This is a genomic window from Peptococcaceae bacterium (assembly GCA_024655825.1).
Taxonomy (GTDB): Bacteria; Bacillota; Peptococcia; order DRI-13; family PHAD01; genus JANLFJ01.
In genome coordinates, this window is sequence record JANLFJ010000004.1 from 78430 (window position 1) to 95057 (window position 16628).

19 protein-coding genes and 1 riboswitch are annotated in these 16628 nt (G+C 51.7%); of the genes, 3 read left to right on the forward strand and 16 right to left on the reverse strand.

Annotated features, from left to right (window positions below; translation table 11 throughout):
- Positions 1-6: 6 nt before the first annotated feature.
- From NUV48_02815 to NUV48_02840, 6 genes are all read right to left on the reverse strand, one after another.
- Positions 7-528, reverse strand: coding sequence for a DUF2179 domain-containing protein (locus NUV48_02815; GenBank protein MCR4441068.1), 522 nt, complete (start codon positions 526-528; stop codon positions 7-9).
- 116 nt (positions 529-644) lie between these two features.
- The gene (locus NUV48_02820) at positions 645-2525 is read right to left on the reverse strand and encodes an N-acetylmuramoyl-L-alanine amidase (GenBank protein ID MCR4441069.1); all 1881 of its coding nucleotides are present in this window, start codon (positions 2523-2525) and stop codon (positions 645-647) included.
- Positions 2526-2646: 121 nt separating this feature from the next.
- Positions 2647-3246, reverse strand: a complete 600-nt coding sequence (locus NUV48_02825; GenBank protein MCR4441070.1) for a GerMN domain-containing protein — start codon at positions 3244-3246, stop codon at positions 2647-2649.
- Between the two features lie 151 nt (positions 3247-3397).
- The gene (locus NUV48_02830; protein ID MCR4441071.1) at positions 3398-4777 is read right to left on the reverse strand and encodes a sodium:proton antiporter; all 1380 of its coding nucleotides are present in this window, start codon (positions 4775-4777) and stop codon (positions 3398-3400) included.
- A 152-nt stretch (positions 4778-4929) separates the two neighbouring features.
- Positions 4930-5676: a prolipoprotein diacylglyceryl transferase gene (gene lgt, locus NUV48_02835; GenBank protein ID MCR4441072.1), complete on the reverse strand. Its 747-nt coding sequence runs from the start codon at positions 5674-5676 to the stop codon at positions 4930-4932.
- 100 nt (positions 5677-5776) lie between these two features.
- The gene (locus NUV48_02840; protein ID MCR4441073.1) at positions 5777-6205 is read right to left on the reverse strand and encodes an ACT domain-containing protein; all 429 of its coding nucleotides are present in this window, start codon (positions 6203-6205) and stop codon (positions 5777-5779) included.
- A 187-nt stretch (positions 6206-6392) separates the two neighbouring features.
- Between NUV48_02840 and NUV48_02845 the strand changes: the two genes are divergently transcribed.
- Positions 6393-7223, forward strand: a complete 831-nt coding sequence (locus tag NUV48_02845) for a YitT family protein (protein ID MCR4441074.1) — start codon at positions 6393-6395, stop codon at positions 7221-7223.
- Here NUV48_02845 and NUV48_02850 read toward each other — a convergent pair.
- From NUV48_02850 to NUV48_02885, 8 genes are all read right to left on the reverse strand, one after another.
- Positions 7207-8772 (reverse strand): DUF4127 family protein, encoded by a 1566-nt coding sequence (locus NUV48_02850; GenBank protein MCR4441075.1) that lies wholly within the window; start codon positions 8770-8772, stop codon positions 7207-7209. The two genes, NUV48_02845 and NUV48_02850, sit on opposite strands and share 17 nt — an antisense overlap.
- A gap of 56 nt (positions 8773-8828) precedes the next feature.
- A complete protein-coding gene (cobT, locus tag NUV48_02855) occupies positions 8829-9875 on the reverse strand; it encodes a nicotinate-nucleotide--dimethylbenzimidazole phosphoribosyltransferase (protein ID MCR4441076.1) in 1047 nt (348 codons plus the stop codon).
- Between the two features lie 79 nt (positions 9876-9954).
- A riboswitch (cobalamin riboswitch) is annotated at positions 9955-10141 on the reverse strand.
- An 82-nt stretch (positions 10142-10223) separates the two neighbouring features.
- Entirely contained in the window at positions 10224-11060 is an 837-nt protein-coding gene (locus tag NUV48_02860; GenBank protein ID MCR4441077.1) for a deoxyribonuclease IV, read from the reverse strand.
- 22 nt (positions 11061-11082) lie between these two features.
- A complete protein-coding gene (locus NUV48_02865) occupies positions 11083-11586 on the reverse strand; it encodes a methylated-DNA--[protein]-cysteine S-methyltransferase (protein MCR4441078.1) in 504 nt (167 codons plus the stop codon).
- A gap of 18 nt (positions 11587-11604) precedes the next feature.
- On the reverse strand, positions 11605-12027 hold the full coding sequence (locus tag NUV48_02870; protein MCR4441079.1) for a hypothetical protein: 423 nt from the start codon (positions 12025-12027) through the stop codon (positions 11605-11607).
- Positions 12028-12072: 45 nt separating this feature from the next.
- Positions 12073-12777, reverse strand: coding sequence for an HAD family hydrolase (locus tag NUV48_02875; GenBank protein MCR4441080.1), 705 nt, complete (start codon positions 12775-12777; stop codon positions 12073-12075).
- Positions 12778-12870: 93 nt separating this feature from the next.
- On the reverse strand, positions 12871-13140 hold the full coding sequence (locus NUV48_02880) for a hypothetical protein (GenBank protein ID MCR4441081.1): 270 nt from the start codon (positions 13138-13140) through the stop codon (positions 12871-12873).
- 148 nt (positions 13141-13288) lie between these two features.
- The gene (locus tag NUV48_02885; protein ID MCR4441082.1) at positions 13289-13546 is read right to left on the reverse strand and encodes a DUF3243 domain-containing protein; all 258 of its coding nucleotides are present in this window, start codon (positions 13544-13546) and stop codon (positions 13289-13291) included.
- Between the two features lie 119 nt (positions 13547-13665).
- On the opposite strand from NUV48_02885, the gene NUV48_02890 reads away from it, so the two are divergent.
- Together NUV48_02890 and NUV48_02895 are read left to right on the forward strand one after the other, a co-directional pair.
- The gene (locus NUV48_02890; GenBank protein MCR4441083.1) at positions 13666-14475 is read left to right on the forward strand and encodes a carboxypeptidase-like regulatory domain-containing protein; all 810 of its coding nucleotides are present in this window, start codon (positions 13666-13668) and stop codon (positions 14473-14475) included.
- Between the two features lie 13 nt (positions 14476-14488).
- Positions 14489-14674: a hypothetical protein gene (locus NUV48_02895; protein MCR4441084.1), complete on the forward strand. Its 186-nt coding sequence runs from the start codon at positions 14489-14491 to the stop codon at positions 14672-14674.
- 98 nt (positions 14675-14772) lie between these two features.
- Here NUV48_02895 and NUV48_02900 read toward each other — a convergent pair whose 3' ends face one another.
- Both NUV48_02900 and NUV48_02905 read right to left on the reverse strand, forming a co-directional pair.
- Positions 14773-15237, reverse strand: a complete 465-nt coding sequence (locus NUV48_02900) for a DUF2062 domain-containing protein (protein MCR4441085.1) — start codon at positions 15235-15237, stop codon at positions 14773-14775.
- Positions 15238-15378: 141 nt separating this feature from the next.
- Positions 15379-16539: a S8 family peptidase gene (locus tag NUV48_02905; GenBank protein MCR4441086.1), complete on the reverse strand. Its 1161-nt coding sequence runs from the start codon at positions 16537-16539 to the stop codon at positions 15379-15381.
- Between the last annotated feature and the right edge of the window lie 89 nt (positions 16540-16628).

The following is a 16628-nucleotide window of genomic DNA, read 5'->3' on the forward strand; positions in this document are numbered from 1 at the left end:
TTTATTTTATTTCCCCTTGCGGTTAAAAATTCCGCCCCTGGTGGAACGGGCGTCAAAAACGGTCCAGAAGGCCTCCCTGTCCCAGTTGTCTATTTCCTTGCGCAGCCTGGGAACGTCTTTTCTCCGCAGGATAATCTGGTGAATATAGTGTTTACCCTCCCGGCCCTGTCCTTCAATGACCGTAACGCCGAAACCGCAGCAGCGCAGTCTTTCCGTGAGCTCGTGCGGGGATTTAAGGGTGATCACCTGTACGGTCAAGGTCCCGACTGCCAGCTTTTCTTCGATAAAACTGCCCACGACGTTGCCGGTGGCAAAACCGGCTGCATAAACAACCAGGTTTAACGGGTTGTTCAGGTCGGAAATGATTTTACCTAACGCGACAATATATATAATCACCTCGAAAAAACCGATTAAAGCGGCATAAAGCCTTTCTCCCCTTACGATCATCAGCGTCCTCATGGTGGAAAGCGAAACATCGCAAATCCGCGCGCAAAAGATAAAAAGGTATCCCCCTATTATATTGAACATACCCTTTCCCCCCGGGGTCAAAACATTGTTGGCCAAAAAACTGCTGCCTAATTTAGTATAACATTAGAACCAGCGCTAAACCATAATAAACATCCCGCCCGCAGGCGGGATGTTTATTATTCGAAATAGGCCTTTATCCCGTTAAAAATGCCTGTAGCCAGTTTTTGCCTGAAAGAGTCTGTCCCCAGGAGGGTTTCTTCTTCGGAATCCGAAAGGAAGGCGGTTTCTACCAGGATGGAAGGCACCCTGGTCTCTCGTAACACGGCAAAGTTTTCCTGGAGGACCCCCAGGTCGTTCCTGCCGCCGGCTTTAACCAGTTCTCGCTGGACGAGAGTGGCAAGCTTTTGCCTGCTGTATCTCTGGTCACTCAATTCGCTGTTGTTCAAGGGAGCGTAATAATATGTCGAATGCCCAGAAATTTTTATTTTCTTGTTATCGGAAAAATTGGCATGGATGCTGACAAAAATATCGGCACGGCTGTTGTTGGCCAACCAGGCACGCTCCGCCAGCGAAAGTTCTGTCTGCCCGGTGTGGGTCATGATGACCCTGGCCCCCGCCTGTTCCAGCAGCCTTTTGAGCTTAAAGGCAATATCCAGATTAACATCTTTTTCCTTAAGCCCCGTCTTTATGCCTATCGCTCCGGGATCAAGCCAACCTCCCGGCTGGACGCTGGAATGGCCGGGATCAACGACGATGATTTTCCCGCTCAATCCTGCAGTCTGGACAACTCCAATCTGGATCCTGGTCACTTTTGCCGTATCGTCAAAACTCACCGTCTGGGTGGGAGCATAGGAAAAAGTCAGCTCGATTATGGCCTTATCAGCCTGGGAATAAATCTTTATCCCGCTGATCCCCAGCCTGGTGATCTTTCCCTCGTAATTTCGTTCAGTGGCGCCTTCCAGCTCCAGGGTAATGGTGTTTTTATCTTTAGCGGTCTTGATCTGGTACTGGCTGCTTGTCCACCCTTCCAGCAGCAATATGGGCCTTCCGGAAGAATCGATTATCTTGAAATTCCTGCCCTCGCTAATTGGTGCAATCAGCGCTTCGCTCTCCAGTATTGTCCCCCGGGAAGCGGCACCTGGTGAGTCAGGACTTGTCAGCCAGTTCACGATCCACCCTTTCGTTCCATTGGAAAGCCTGATTTCCAGCCACTCGCCATCTCTTCCCGTGACAGCCAGGCGGTCGCCTTTTTTGACCTGGGCAACCACCGCCGCTTCGATAGAAGCCTGCTGCCTGATGTTGACTGTGCTGCCGGTAACTATAACCGTGTCAAGCGGTGTGTTCTCCGGAGATGCTTCAGAGGAAAGCCTGACATATTCTCCACAAACCCAACCCTCGACGTCGCCAACCGCTATTTTGTACCACCCGCCCTGAGCGGCGGTAACAGGGTGCTTTTCGTTCATGCCGATCTTGGTCACCAGCGGGTACTCCGTGTCCGGGCCGCTCCTGACATTGAGGACCTCCGTGGTCACCGTGATATACTGCCGCCCGTTTTGTTCCGGTATCGTCCCGCTTTGAACGGCGACAGGCTCCACGACCGTATACCACCCGGCAATCCAGCCTTTAACACCGCCTGGCGCCTGAACAAGGTACCAGCCGTTTTTTTCATCGGAAACCACAAGCAGCGTGCCGGACCGGACCTGCCCTACCTTGGCATAACCGGCGCCAGGCCCTTTGCGTATGTTTACGGTGCTGCCGGTAACCTTGACCGTTTTTTGACCAGTGTTTATTTGCACCAGGCTCTTATGTACCCATCCTTCGGTTCCACCGCTATTTAAACGGACTTTCAACCAGTCGCCCGACTTTTCAAGCGTCTCCACTTCCTGCCCGGCTTGAGCCTTTGCCACTACCGCAAAGTTCAGCCCAGGACCTTTTCGCACATTGACAACACTACCGGTTACAATACCCTTTTCACCTGCCCAGGCGGGTGTTAGGGGCCATAAGAAAACAAAGAGGAGGGCAAAAAGCAACGCTTTCTTCGGGTATGTAAAAATCACTGAATCGCCTCCTTCCCAGGAAAACGCCTCGTCTTTGACCCTGATCTTTATTCGCCCCGCCCTGTCGAATTCCCTCTAAAAATGTCACGGTAAATGGTGGAAAAAAAGCGCCTCGCGGCGCTCATTTGATCAGGCTGGTGTTTCTGGCCAGGGTCTGGTCTATTTTTACATGCCCCAGGAGCGTGCTGACCCGTTTGCCGTCGATTCTCAGTTCCACTTTTTCCACTGTCGGGAACTGGGTAATCGTATTGACTATCGAATAAACAGCCAGTTTTTCCGCATCAGCCGAAGCAGGCAAGTCTTTAATCAAATCGCCGCTTAAGTCAACAATCGCCAGCCCGTCCGGCTTGACATTAATGTCCAGGAGTTTTGTGCTGGCCGGCAGGGTCGGCTGCAAACCAGCTTGTGTCGGGCCTTTAATCAGTTCTTCAATAGTAGCCCTGGCAATTCCCACAACTTTAGGGATTACCCGTTCCTCCATAACCAGTTTCCCCGATTTGTCAGTAAAATAGAGGGCAACCGTCCTGGTTTCACCGCTCACCGGAGCTGCGGCATTCGGGTTCTCAATGACGACAGTCGGAATCAACGTATCCGTACCGGTTTTCCCCTGGTTCTTGTTAAACCCCTGTTTTAAGGCAGATATTTTGTCCGTCAAAAAGCACCCGCTCAAAACAGTACAAAACAGCATCATTATTAGTAAGAGGAGCGCTGCTTTTTTCATTTCTTTTTCATCCCCCTTCCTTCCACTCATCACTAATACTTATACTTGGAAAGGAGAGGTTTTATGACAACTATCTTCTTCCTTTTGCCTTTTCACTTTAAAGACTTCACCCTCCAAGCGCGGGCGAAGTCTTTAAGTTTGGAATTGCATATTACAGGAAAAACACCAGGGTGACCAGGACGAAGATGGGCAAAAGTATGGGTATGCTGTACTTGAGCATGTATCCGAAGAAGCTCGGCATGGGAACCCCGCCCTCCTCGGCGATGGAGCGCACCATGAAGTTCGGGGCATTGCCGATATAGGTGTTTGCGCCAAAGAATACCGCGCCCGCCGAAATAGCCATCAGGTAAATGGGATGCTCTACCAGCAGCCTGGCCACAGCAGCAGGTTCCGCCATCCCGGGGTAGAACCGGCCCAAAGCCGTGCTGAAAAAGGTGAGATAGGTCGGCGCGTTATCCAGAAAGCTGGACAAACCTCCCGTTATCCAGAAATAGTGATACGGCTGCTGCACCGCGCTGGTGATGAATCCCAGCGAACCGGTTTCGCCGGCTTTCAGCATGGAAAGCACCGGCGCCATCGTTATAAATATGCCAAAGAACAGGTAAGCCACTTCCTGGATGGGAGCCCAGGTAAACTCGTTCTCTTCTCTCAGCTTCCAGGGAGTCACTAGAAGCGAGATTATGCCGATCAATATCAGCAGCCCATCCCGGACCAGGTCCTGCACGGCGCGGTGCACTCCGAGGATGCTGACCTCGCCCCAGTGGACGCTGCCGCTCATCAGGATGGAACCGACGATGCCGCCCAGCAGCAGGAAGTTATAAACGCCCAGTATTTCCAGGACTTTGCCGGATCCGTTTGCCGCCACCACTTCCTCTTTTGGCGAAAGATTGACTGTGCCTGCCTGTTCCTTGCGCAGGTAGTAAAAATCAAAGGCCAAATAAACCAGCAGCAAAACAACCAATACCAGCAGCATGGGAACAATGAGCCGCAGGGTCCAGAAAAAGGGCACGCCGTGTAAGAAACCAAGGAACAAGGGCGGGTCGCCCAGTGGTGTCAGGGCCCCTCCCACGTTGGCCACAAAGAAAATAAAGAAGACGACCATGAAAGCCCGGTACTTGCGGTATTTATTGATCCTCAGAAACGGGCGGATAAGCAGCATGGCAGCCCCCGTCGTGCCCATCCACGACGCCAGGGTGGCCCCGGCGGCCAGGAAACCCGCATTGACCAGGGGAGTGCCTTTCAACGTGGTGCGGAGCAGCACTCCCCCGCCCACGGTATACAGGGCCCACAGTAAAATAATAAACGGAATATAATCGACAATAATAATGTGCAGCAACTCATAGGCCGCTTCCCCGTGGTAAAGCATAATCAAAGGCACTGCCGCGACCGCGGCCCAAAAAAAAGAAACCTTGGGATAATGGTGATGCCAAAACTCAGGCGCCAAAACCGGAAACAACGCAATCGACAGCAGCATGCAGGCAAACGGCAGTCCCGCTAAAAGGGGCAGTTGAGTACCCAGTGAATGCTCCAAGGTCATTCTCCTCCATATCTTTACTTTTACCCCCCAATTATTAAGTCTCTGTTTATTTATTCTCTCTTTGTTTTATGCGCGGAAATCATCCGCTTTGTGAATATTAGCACATTATAGCAACACAGTCAAGATATTGTAATAGATTAAAGCAATTACTCGCTCTTGCGGTGCAGGAAAAGCAGCCCGCCCGCAACAACGGCCGCCAGGGCGCTGACAACCTGGGCGGCCCGCAAACCGGAAGCCAGCATGAGGCTGTCCGTCCTCAGTCCCTCGATAAAAAAGCGGCCCAGGGAATAAAACAGGACATAGCTGAGAAAAACGTCACCTTCTTTTATTTTAGGCCTCCTTCTCAGCCAAAGGAGAAAAAGAAAAATGCCCAGATCCCAGAGCGACTCGTAAAGGAACGTCGGGTGCCGGTAGGCGCCGTCAATATACATGGCCCAGGGGATTTTATCCGGATCCACCTCGTAACCGTACGCCTCCTGGTTGAAGAAGTTGCCCCAGCGGCCGATGGACTGACCCAGCACAATACTGGGAGCGGATATATCGGCCGCCTGCCAGAAGCTGATCCCGTACCTTTTCAAAACGAAGTAAGCCGCAATAAAAGCAGCTATCAAGCCGCCGTGAATAGCCAGGCCGCCGTGCCAAACCGCCACGATTTCGCCAGGGTACCGGCTGTAGTAATCCCAGTTAAAGATGACGTAATATAAACGGGCGCCGATAAAAGCCACCGGTAAAGTGACAATAATTACATTTAAGAAATGGTCGGCGTTCAATTTTTTACGTTCCGCTTCCCGGAGGGCTAATAACGTACCCAGCAGCACCGCTGAAGCAATCAGGATTCCATACCAGCGAACCGTCAGGGGACCAAGCGAAAAAGCGACAGGGTTAATATCCATTGTTATCTTCAGCCTCCCTGCAGCAGAAGCTGTTGCCTTTTAAATTATTCTGCTAATGCTAATATTATTGATTAACCACCGGAGTTCAATACAAAGACAATTATAGAGCGTAAAGCTGTTCGCCGCGCAGCAGCGAAACCCCAGCCTTTTCAATCGCGCTCAGGGCCTGCTGGGGATTCTCCACGCGGATAATAACCACCGCGTCTTTCCTGGCCGTTCCAATGAAAGCATAAGCGTATTCCACGTTTATGCCGGCCTGTTCCAGTTTCTCCAGGACCCCGGCCAGTCCTCCAGGATTATCGGGAACCTGCACGGCCAGCACATCCGTGATGCTGACGACAAACCCTTTTTCCCTGAGCACCTCATAGGCCATGTCAGGGTCATTTACAATCAGGCGCAGCACGCCGAAATCCGTGGTGTCGGCGACGGAAAGAGCCCTGATGTTTATTCCCGCTTCGCCAAGTTCCCGGCACACCTGGGCCAGGCGGCCCTTCTTGTTTTCAAGGAATAAAGAAATCTGCTTGACCATGTTAACACCTCCTTCATTTTTCTACCTTCCCTTTTCGCCACGGAGAAGGATTTATCCTTCCGGACGATCAGCGGTATACAAGATATTTGCTGCTTACCTTTTTCGATGCTTTGGACGGCTACCTTTAAGGAGCGAACTGCAAAAAATGGAAATACTAAAAACAGTTGCTGGAGAGGTGAATCATCTGATGAAGGCACTTGCATCTTATGCGGGCATAGCCGCCGGCTCGGTCATCTTTGCCTTGAGCCTCAACTTCTTCTTTATCGCCAACGGCCTGGCCGAGGGAGGCTTAACCGGCTTAGCCCTGATCGCGCATTACCTTGCCGCGCTGCCCACAGGCTTAACACTGGCAGTATTAAACGTTCCCCTGCTGCTCCTGGGCTGGTCGAGGTGGGGGGTTTCCTTTATCTTCAAAACACTGCTCAGCGTGCTGATCATTGCCGCAACCGTGGACCTGACCCAGGGGCTCGGCGTGCCCACGCACGACCTGCTGCTCGGCGCGCTGTACGGCGGCGCCTTTTCCGGCGTAGGCACAGGCATAGTCCTCCGTTCAGGCGCAACAACAGGCGGCATTGACGTAATCGCCCGTTTTATCCATGAAAAATACGGCATCAGCATGGGGAAAATCTATTTTTCCTTTGATTTTGCGGTTCTCACGCTTTTTGCTTTACTGTTCGGGCTTGAAAAGGCCCTTTATACCCTGGTGGCCCTGTTTGTTTTCAGCCAGGTGATCGACCGGGTTATTGAAGGGGTTAACGGAGCCAAAGCGGTCATCATCATCTCGCGGGCCGCGGCGGCCATCACCCAGGATATCATCAACAAACTGGACCGCGGGGCCACGGTTTTGCGGGGATACGGGGCTTATACCGGCAGGGAAAGGGATGTTCTTTATGTGGTAGTGGGCCGGCAGCAGCTGCTGCGCCTGAAAAAAATCGTGCAGGACCAGGACCCGCACGCTTTTGTCATTGTCAACGACGTGCATGAAGTTTTGGGCGAAGGTTTCAGGAGGACCTTTTAGCCGCCTGGCCGGAAACGGGAACCGTCACTTTTATTTCAAAGGAGCGGGCCCAGGGAAAAACAACCGTGTATTTTTCGTAACCCAAATCCTGCAAGTGCGGTGTCATCAATTCCCGCAGCTTTTGGTTAGCCTCACCCCATCGCGAGCCAAAATCAGCCGTGTCGATTCCTTCCTTTTGCGCCCACCTGTTAAATTCGCGCCTGACTATGCCCTGGAACAAATAGTCGTCTATAATTCTCACCGCCTGGAAATCCCGGTGGGCTTCCAGTCCCTTCAAGTCCTTGGGAAACCTGCTGTGGTGATAATCCAAAAGCAGCCCGTGCGCCAGAACGGTCCCGATGCTGTTCCCCGCCGTGTTCCAGCCGGCATAGGCATCCGCCGTCTCGTACAGTTTATCCACACCCACGGCCTCAAGCAAACCCTCATCCGCCCTGTTTGTGCAGGCTATATCAGCCAAAGCGATGATGCCGTCCCGGCTCCGGCGGCCCTGCAGCGTATCGCATAAAGACCGGGCATAAGCAGGATCACGCAGGGGCTGGCTGTGTATATAGACCGCAATCCGGCCGCTTTCTTCCAGGCTTGCTCCCAGGTATTCCACTCTTTCCCTTGTCATCTCTCCCGCCGAAACACCTTCGTAAGGAAAGATCGTCTCCTGATCCGCGGGGTTTAACCAGGTTACGGCAACCGACGCTTTTTTCGCCGGGCCGGCAATCTTCCTGGCAAGAACCAGCATAGTCAGGTCATCCGCCCCGTGAATGAATTTTATTCTCTCCCCCAGGCCTTTTTGCGCGGCTGCGGCCTGCAGCCTTTCGAATACCCTGCTGTTTAACCCGTAAGGAACCGCATCGTCAATCCCCACCACCAATTCTTTGCAAAGGCTGGCCTGCGTCAGATCAAACAGGGCGCCTGCCAGGTTTTCAGCTCCCTGATAGACTGCCTTGTAGGACGCCAGGATTTGTGGGGGCAGTTTTCTTTCCAGCCTGGAGACCTCAACCCGCAAGAACGCTTCTTCCTTTTCCGTAAACTGCTGGCGATCATCATTTTCAAGCCTGCCGACCAATTCTGCCCAGCGCGCCAAATCTTCACGGTAGTTCCACAGATCTGTGAACTGGCTGGGAAGGTGACGCGGCACTATATATAGAAGTGTAATATCTTTGTTTTTATTATTTTTTAAAAATGTCGCCAGCCGGTCAAGCCTGCTTCTTAGATCGCTGTAAGAAGCAGCATCCCTGGAAGCAATAAGCCCCCCATTAATTATTTCGTTAACGCTGATGACCATTTTCCCCGCCAGGTCCCGGTTTTCCTCCAGCCACGCCAGCAACTCGTCTGCCGGCGCAGGCTTCAAATACAAATCAAGTTTTTCCGGGGGCGGCAGGATTACTTCCGCACCGCCGAGTTTCCCCAGCATTTGCGCGTACTGGGTGTTAACCGGCCGGCTGTCCAGGGGCACGAGAAGAATAACCTGGCGGGCGTACCGGAATAAAGAAAGGTAAGCAATAACTACGGCCGCAAAGATAATCAGGCTCGTCAGGACCAGGATGCGTTTCACGGGAACCTCCTTATGGCGAGCTTTACCTTTCTTTATTATAACAGGAATGCAAACAGTTAAACACTATCCAGGTCGGCAAAAGAACCCATTTCATTGATTATTTTACAGGCCGCATCAATGAGGGAAAAAGCCAGGGCGGCACCCGTCCCTTCTCCGAGGCGCATGTTCATCAGGAGCAGCGGTTCCATTTCCAGCTTCTCCAAAACCAGCCTGGCCCCTTTTTCCGCCGAAAGGTGCGATGGAATGAGGTAGTTTCTTACCAGGGGGTTCAGCCTGACCGCAGCCAGCGCGGCTGTCCCCGCAATAAAACCGTCAATGACGACGGCTGTCCTGCGGGCTGCAGCAGCGAGGCAGCACCCGACCAGGCCGGCGAGATCAAGACCGCCCACCTTAGCCAGAACGTCTATGGGATCGCGCCCATCAGGCCGGTTAACGGCAAGCGCCTCCCTGACAGCCTTCAACTTTAAGCGGTAAGCCTCATCGCCGCCTCCCGTCCCTGCTCCCACCACCTCTTGGGGGCATACGCCGGTCAACCCCGCCAGGACAGCAGCAGTAGTGGTGGTATTGCAGATACCTACTTCGCCGGTACCCAGCACCCCTATCCCGCTTTCAATAAGGAAATTGGCCGCTTCAATCCCCACTTCAACAGCCCTGATCGCTTCCTCCCTGGTCATAGCCGGACCCTTGACGATATTGCCAGTGCCGTTCTTGATTTTTCTCGACAGGATGTGTTCGCCTCGAACTTCGCCCTTTATCCCCACATCTACAACCAGCAGGCGGCAGCCGGCATGCCGCGCCAGCACAGAAACGCCAATCAGGCCTGGTCCGGCCAGTTCCGCCACAACCCTGGTGATTTCCTGGGGATAGGTGTGAAAACCTTCTTCATAAACACCGTTGTCAGCAGCCATCATGACGATACCCTTAGGCCTGACCCGGGGAAGAGTCTCGCCGTAAATCCCGGCCAACTGGACCGCCAGGTCCTCAAGTTTACCCAGGCTGCCCGGCGGCTTCAGCAAGCCGTCCAGCCTGTCACGGGCTTTGGCCATAGCTGTTTCGTCAAGCGGAGCAATGTTGTTCAAGGTTTCGGCCATCAGTTGATCCATATGCACCTTCTCCTTTAAATGTTTTACTTCATTAATTTAAAAGTCCACGGTACTATTACCGTGGACTTTGCCATCATCCATGTTTTTGATTCATTCAGGCAGGTCTCCTGGCTCTGGCTCCTCGCCTGCTGTGACCTTCCCGCAAAACGCGGTGGCAGTCTGCATACTGCAGCACAGCGGCTCCCCAGTTACAGTGGCGGGTCCGCCGGGGATTTGCACCCCGTTCCCTATTCTCCCCTAAGGGCACCTGGATGAGTGATTGTTATTCATTTGCCCCAGCGCGTATGCGCGCATATCAATGTATATTATAATTCGTTTTTTCCGCTTTAACAACCCCTTGAAAACTGTTCAATACGATTCGCCGCACAGCCTTTTAATCAGGGCAATTTCCCCGGCGTAACCCTCGTTATCGTTAGGTGTCTCCAGGATAAGGGGTATTCCCCGCAAATCCCTGTCGCAGGCTATTTCCTTGATAACCTCCAGACCAAGAACGCCCTCGCCGAGTTTGGCATGGCGGTCGCGTCTTGAGCCGGTTGGGAACACGGAATCATTGAGGTGCACAACTTTCAACCTTCCCAGGCCGATTTTGCGGTCAAACTCTTCTTTCACTTTTTTCCACTTCGAAAGGTCATAACCGGCCGCAGTAAGATGGCAAGTATCCAGGCAAATGCCCAGCTGCGGGTGATTGCCGCACTCTTCGAGAATAGCGCGAAGCTGGTCAAAGCTATGGCCCAGTTCGGATCCTTCCCCAGCCATCCCTTCGATGAGAATGCTCACGTCCCCCGGAAGAACCGGCAGGAGCTCCCTAAGCCCCTGCCCAACAAGCATCAGGCCAGTTTTTTCTTCCTGCCCGCCGTGGGTCCCCGGGTGCAGCACAAGATACGGCGCTTTCATTTGACTAGCCCTGAGCATATCATCCTTTAAAGTGCTGATGGTGAATTCTCTTACCTCTGACCTGGGCGATGCCAGGTTATATGTATAGGGCGCGTGGGCCACAATAGGCCCGAATTTATGTTCTTCCATCAGCACGAAGCCCTTTTCGAGGTCGTTTTCCTCCAGCCGCCTGGCGCTGCCGCCGCGGGGATTTCTGGTAAAAAACTGAAACGTATTTGCCGTCATTTCCGCTGCTGCGGCTGCTGCTCCCGACAGTCCCCTGGAGATGGAGACATGCGCGCCGATAATCATGAAAGGACTCCCTCTTTCCAAACTAATGCTTTTGTTCCAGTTCAAGCAGCCAGGCCTTTCTGGCAATGCCCGCTCCGTATCCGACCAGCCGCCCGTCATGCCCTACCACCCTGTGGCAGGGAACTATAACGGCCAGCGGATTGCGGTTGCTGGCCTGGCCCACAGCGCGGCAGGCTCTGGGACTGCCGGTCCTTTTAGCCAGCTCCCCGTAGCTGATCCTCTCGCCGTATGGTATGCCGGCCATTTCACACCAAACCTTTTCCTGAAAAGACGTTCCGCTAAAAGAGTAAGGGATCTGGAAAACCTTGAGTCCTCCCCGGAAATAAGCTGCAAATTCGCTGCCGGCCCAGGTAAGAAGCGGCGTGTTTTTACCAACAAGCTCGAATCCTGCCGGGATAAAATTCTGTTCCCCATCGTGAAAACCGGCAAAACGCAAGCACTTTTCATCGGCTATCAACCTAAAAGTGCCCAGAGGGCTGTCGATATCCCGGTAATACAGCGTTTCTTTCTTTTTTATCCCCGCCACGGCAGGACTTCCCTCCTATCACCCGCACATCCCGCGATAAATAAGGTAAAGCGCGCTCCATAACGCCGCTGCTCCCAGCAGCCTGTATAACCAGGTTTTGAATTTTTTCGAGCGGGTTATCCCGTGATAAACCGCTGCGGCACCCAGGACCCCCAAGGCTACGCTGGCCAGCGCCAGAAAATATCCCCAGGTTGTCGGCTCCCGCAAGCCCCACTCGACTTTCATGCTCCTGGCAATCAAAAAAGCAAAGACCACAAGAACAGGCGCCAGAACATATTTTCTTTTTCTTTCCTTTGCCTGGTAACAACCTTCGCATATCCAGCGGGCGTGAAAAACGTTGTGCCAGCGGTTCACCGCATGTTTATGCGTTTCGCAAATTGCCAGCCCGCAGATGCCGCAGCGCTCCGTGGCTTTTTCTTCGCAGTAATGGCAGCGTGCCATCCCGGTCAGCCTCCCGTTCATATTGTCAACAGCTCGAATGGTTTGCTATAAACCGCCTTCCAGGATAAACTCCAATAAATCCTGCAGCGACCCCTCGCGGTCCGCCTGCGTCGATGACCTGCCTTTATCGACCAAGTAATCGGTTACCAGGAACGTCCTGACGCCCAGTTCGCCTGCCGCCAGGTCCTCTTCGCGGTCATTGCCGACCATCCAGCAGTCTTCCGGCTTCAGACCCAGCCTCTCAAAAATATCCCGGTAATAGAGAAGGTTAGGCTTGCAGGCGCGGCTTGTCTCATAGCTGGTCACGAGCCGCCAGGGGAAACGATCTATACCTGCCCAGCGCATCCGTTCTTCAACGGCCGCGAGCGGGAAAAGGGGGTTTGTCGCCAGGACCACCTCCCGGCCGGCGGCGAGGACGGCTTCCACGACGCGCGAGGGTAACCCGCTTGGTTTGACACATTTCTTAAGTTTCTTGAATTCAGTGGAGTAGAACCTTTCCAAAACCGGATAAACATCTTCCTTTTCCAATTTCAACGCGGGAAGAAAATGTTTCATGAAGAGTTCCTCATTTGTACAGGACCCGTCGTTCCGCATCATGATCGCGGTGCATCTTAAGAGTTCTTCGATAAAGGCCTCCGGGCTGGCCAAACAGGAGCAGTAACTAGAAATTGCCTCCAGGTAAGACTTGAAAAACTCGTTGAACTCAACCGGCAAAAGCGTCCCGTCGAGATCGAAAAGCACAGCCTTCATGTGATCCTCCAACATCTGAAATCACATTCATTATAAACGATTAAACTCAAACAAGAAACACCCCCTTTTTGAGGGAGTGTTTCTTGTTTGAGTTTAATCTTCTCCCGGTTCATCCGCAGCGGCATTTTTTTTGGGAAATTCATATATCCTGCACTCTTCTTTTTTTAAACTGTCACTTTCGTGCTTCTGGACAGCCTGTTCAAAAACGTCCCCGCTGGCCAGGTTGATAATCCGTGTAATTTCGTTGATTCCGTCAACATCATTCTCCACCACAAACTCACCGGCAGGGGATCTCAGGTCGATCAGGTTGTTGATCAATGCCTGCAGCATTTCTTTGGACAGAGTTATACGAACATGCGCCATGCGGTACTCCCCCAAAAAGGTGTTTCTAATTCATTATAGAAAAGAACGTGTTAAGTGCTACTTAAAAATGAACTAAAAATGATAACGACCCGTCATCAGCTGCAGTCCCCGAAAAGTAAAATAACATTAGCGTGGCTGAGCATCCACGCTAATGCTGCGTAATTTTTTTCTTCCCTATCCTGAGCACTATACCCGCAAGCATATTCTTTTCTTCTTCACTTGCGTTCTCCCAAATCTCTTTTATCAGCGCTTCCTCGACATTATCGGGCTTCACAAAATGTCCCAGCAAGTTCCCCATGCTGACCATTCCCTTAATCATCATTTCATCGGTCAGCCCGTGCGCCAGGCCGTCGCGAATGGCGGCGGAAAGCTCTGCGGGAAAACGCTCAATCGATTGGTTCATCATACTCACCCCCCTGTTATATCTTGCCCTGTTTGTTTTGCAATATCCTTTCTTTCCTCTTTACCATGAACCCCGTTCCGCCCTGCAACATAAAATACATAGGTGAAACGGGAGGTGTAAGCATGTATAAACAATTTCAAAAGGACTACCAGTTTCCCCTGGATAATAAGATAACGATACTCGGGCTGCGTGTTGAAACGGGACCCCAGCCGCTGCACGACATCTCGCCAGATACGCTGAAACTAAAAGACAACTGGAAAATTCAAATTGTCTATAAACCTTACGACAGCGGCAGACAGTCGGTACCCCTCTTGCTGGAATTGCCTGTTCTCTGGGAAGATGAGTTGAATTGGGTAGGCAATTTGCCGGCGGCGCTTTCTATCTCGTATAAAAAGAAACCGCGAAGCGTTTCCGCCTTCCTTCAGGAAACATCCTCGAAAAAGTACTCATTATACCTGACCCTGGAAACATTGATCGAAATCGATTTTGTGGAAAGCGCCCCCGCAAATGAGCAGGATCCCGGAACAGAAACAGTAACAAAAAAAGAAAAAGAACCAAGGGAAAGAACATTGGAAGATAAATTAATCCAGCTTTCCGGGCAAATTGACGAACTTGTTAAAAAAGTGACCAGCCTTGAAAAAAAAATGAACTTTTCCCACGCCGCCGAAGGCAGGATCGGCGGTTATGTGCTGGACTCCTTCACTATGATACCTATCGGCAAATGCATCATTGAATTCTGCCCAAAAGACAGCATAGAAGCGAGCATCAAAATTGCCACAGACGGCCGTGGTTTTTACTCAGTCAGGGGCATTGCTCCGGGAACCTATGATCTAAAAATAAAGCACCCCCGCTATGCACCTCTCGCTATCAAAGACTACGTCATCAACGAAGGCGACAACAAATACCAGGACTTCTTATTGCGCAGGGCTTGAAAGGAGGTAAATCATGGGTACCAGTGAAATGCTGCAGCGCTCTATCACGTATGAAGAAGCCATCCTGAGGAACTACAAGCAATACGTGGAACAGGCCGGGTCGACGGAAGCAGGCGACCTTTTCGCTCAACTCATCGAGGAAAAAACCGGCCAGATAGAAAGATTGAGAGCTGTGCTGAAAAAATATTGCAAGCCTTGAGGTTCGCACCGCCAGCGTCCCAAGTTGTGGGAAAAAACGGTGATGGAACCATTCGCTACGATAAAAGGAGACGCCCGGCATTAGGCGTCTCCTGCTCTTTATAAGGCGCGCCTGATAAAGTTAAGCACGTTTTTCCTGTGCCTCTTTAAGAGCAAGCACCCTAACCACCAGAGTAAAACAACCGCTGCGATCCCATTGATTAAAGAGCCTATCACAAAGGCTTTGCCGAGGATAAGAACATCCCGCCATCCCAGATGGGACATTTTTTTGACGGCAAAACAAAGGTTGTGGCGGGCGGGTTGAACAAAAAAATCCCCAACAAGAAAATTAAAATAAAAAAAGAGAGGAAAAAGAGGCATCGTCAGCGCCCAGGCCAGGGTGGCCGCAGCGAGGTTGGTCCTGAACAGGCCGGAAAGGGCAGCCGTAAAAAGAGCGCCAAGACCGCAGGTGGGATAAAAATGAACAGCGGTGCCCAGAGCGATCCCTCCCGCTACAGACTTCGGAGAATCATGAAGGCGGCAGAGCCTTATTAAGTAATACTTTAACCGTCGCCTGTAGATCAACTGTTCCCCTCCTTATTTTAATGTTAACTTTTTATAATGTTAATTTATTCTATCTTTTTGTTAATAATCCCTTTTAGAAATATATTAATAAAAAGATTTTTTAAATGAATTATTACCATATATCTATTATCCAATCTATTTTCAGGTTTGGTCGATCAGGCGAGGCAGTTCCAATAGGCCGTGTCCCTGCTGCTCCCTGCCAAGGTTTTCCAAAATAACAGCCTTTTCCGACATCATCTCCCTAAGGCGGGAGGAAGGCAGCGGTCCGTAATAATTAATAATGTCGGCCACGGCGCCGGTTACGTGCGGTGCGGCGAAAGAAGTACCGCTTTTTCTTGAATAGCCCGTTCCCAGCCAGTCCGAATAAACGTCCACTCCCGGAGCACAAAAGTTGATTTCCAGGCCATAGGATGAAAAACTGGCCAGCTGGTCGTTTTTATCAATCGCCGATACGGCAATAACCTCCGGCAAACGCGCCGGAAAATTAACCTCCTGACCATCGTTTCCCGCAGCGGCGACCATCAGGATGCCCCTGGCGTGAACGGCTTTGACGGCACGAATAATGGCTTCGCTGGTCTCAGACGTTGAAAAACTCATATTAATCACGCTGACCTGCCTCCTTATTAACCAGTCCATCCCTTCAACGATATCGGAAAGGTTGCCGCTCCCATCCTTTTTAAAAGCCTTTACAACGTAAAAGTCGACATAGGGGTTAATCCCCACCATCCCGTTAACGTTGCAGGCTCCGATAATCCCGGCGATGTGAGTGCCGTGCCCGTAGTCGTCCAGGAAGCTTGCCTGGCCGTCTAGGGTACTGGTGCCGTCGCGAACGTTTCTCCGCAAATCGGGATGATAATAGTTTATTCCCGTGTCAATGATCCCGACGCGAACCCTTCTTTCTTTCAACTTGCCCCAAACCTTGGGCGCGCCGATCCGTTTCAGCCCCCAGTCCACGATCCTGCCGCCTTTGACCGGTGCGGGCGGGGCCACAGGGGGCAGCTGAACAGGTTTTGGAAATGCTGGAAAAGGAAAAATCGACCTTGGAGCAACCAATGCCGGGAAAAGGCAGAGCTTGAACGTAATATCGTCTTCCACCCTGACTTTTTCCGATAAAATGCGAGCCTCAGCCAGGACGTTTCCTTCTTTTGGGAACTCGCAGAGGTACCCGTTGATCAGGGGCAGTTCTTTTATTATCCTGCCGTCGGAAGCTTTGAGAGCTTCGCGCAAATCAGATAAATAAGCGGCATCCCGGGCCGTTACGACCTTCCTGACCCAGGTTTCTTTTTTTTCTTGAGCTGGCATTTTTTCGTTCCCCTTCCTGACATAAAATAAACTTTCCATTTACCTTATGCCGGGAAAAGGGAATTGGCTACATTGAAGGGGACAACGCG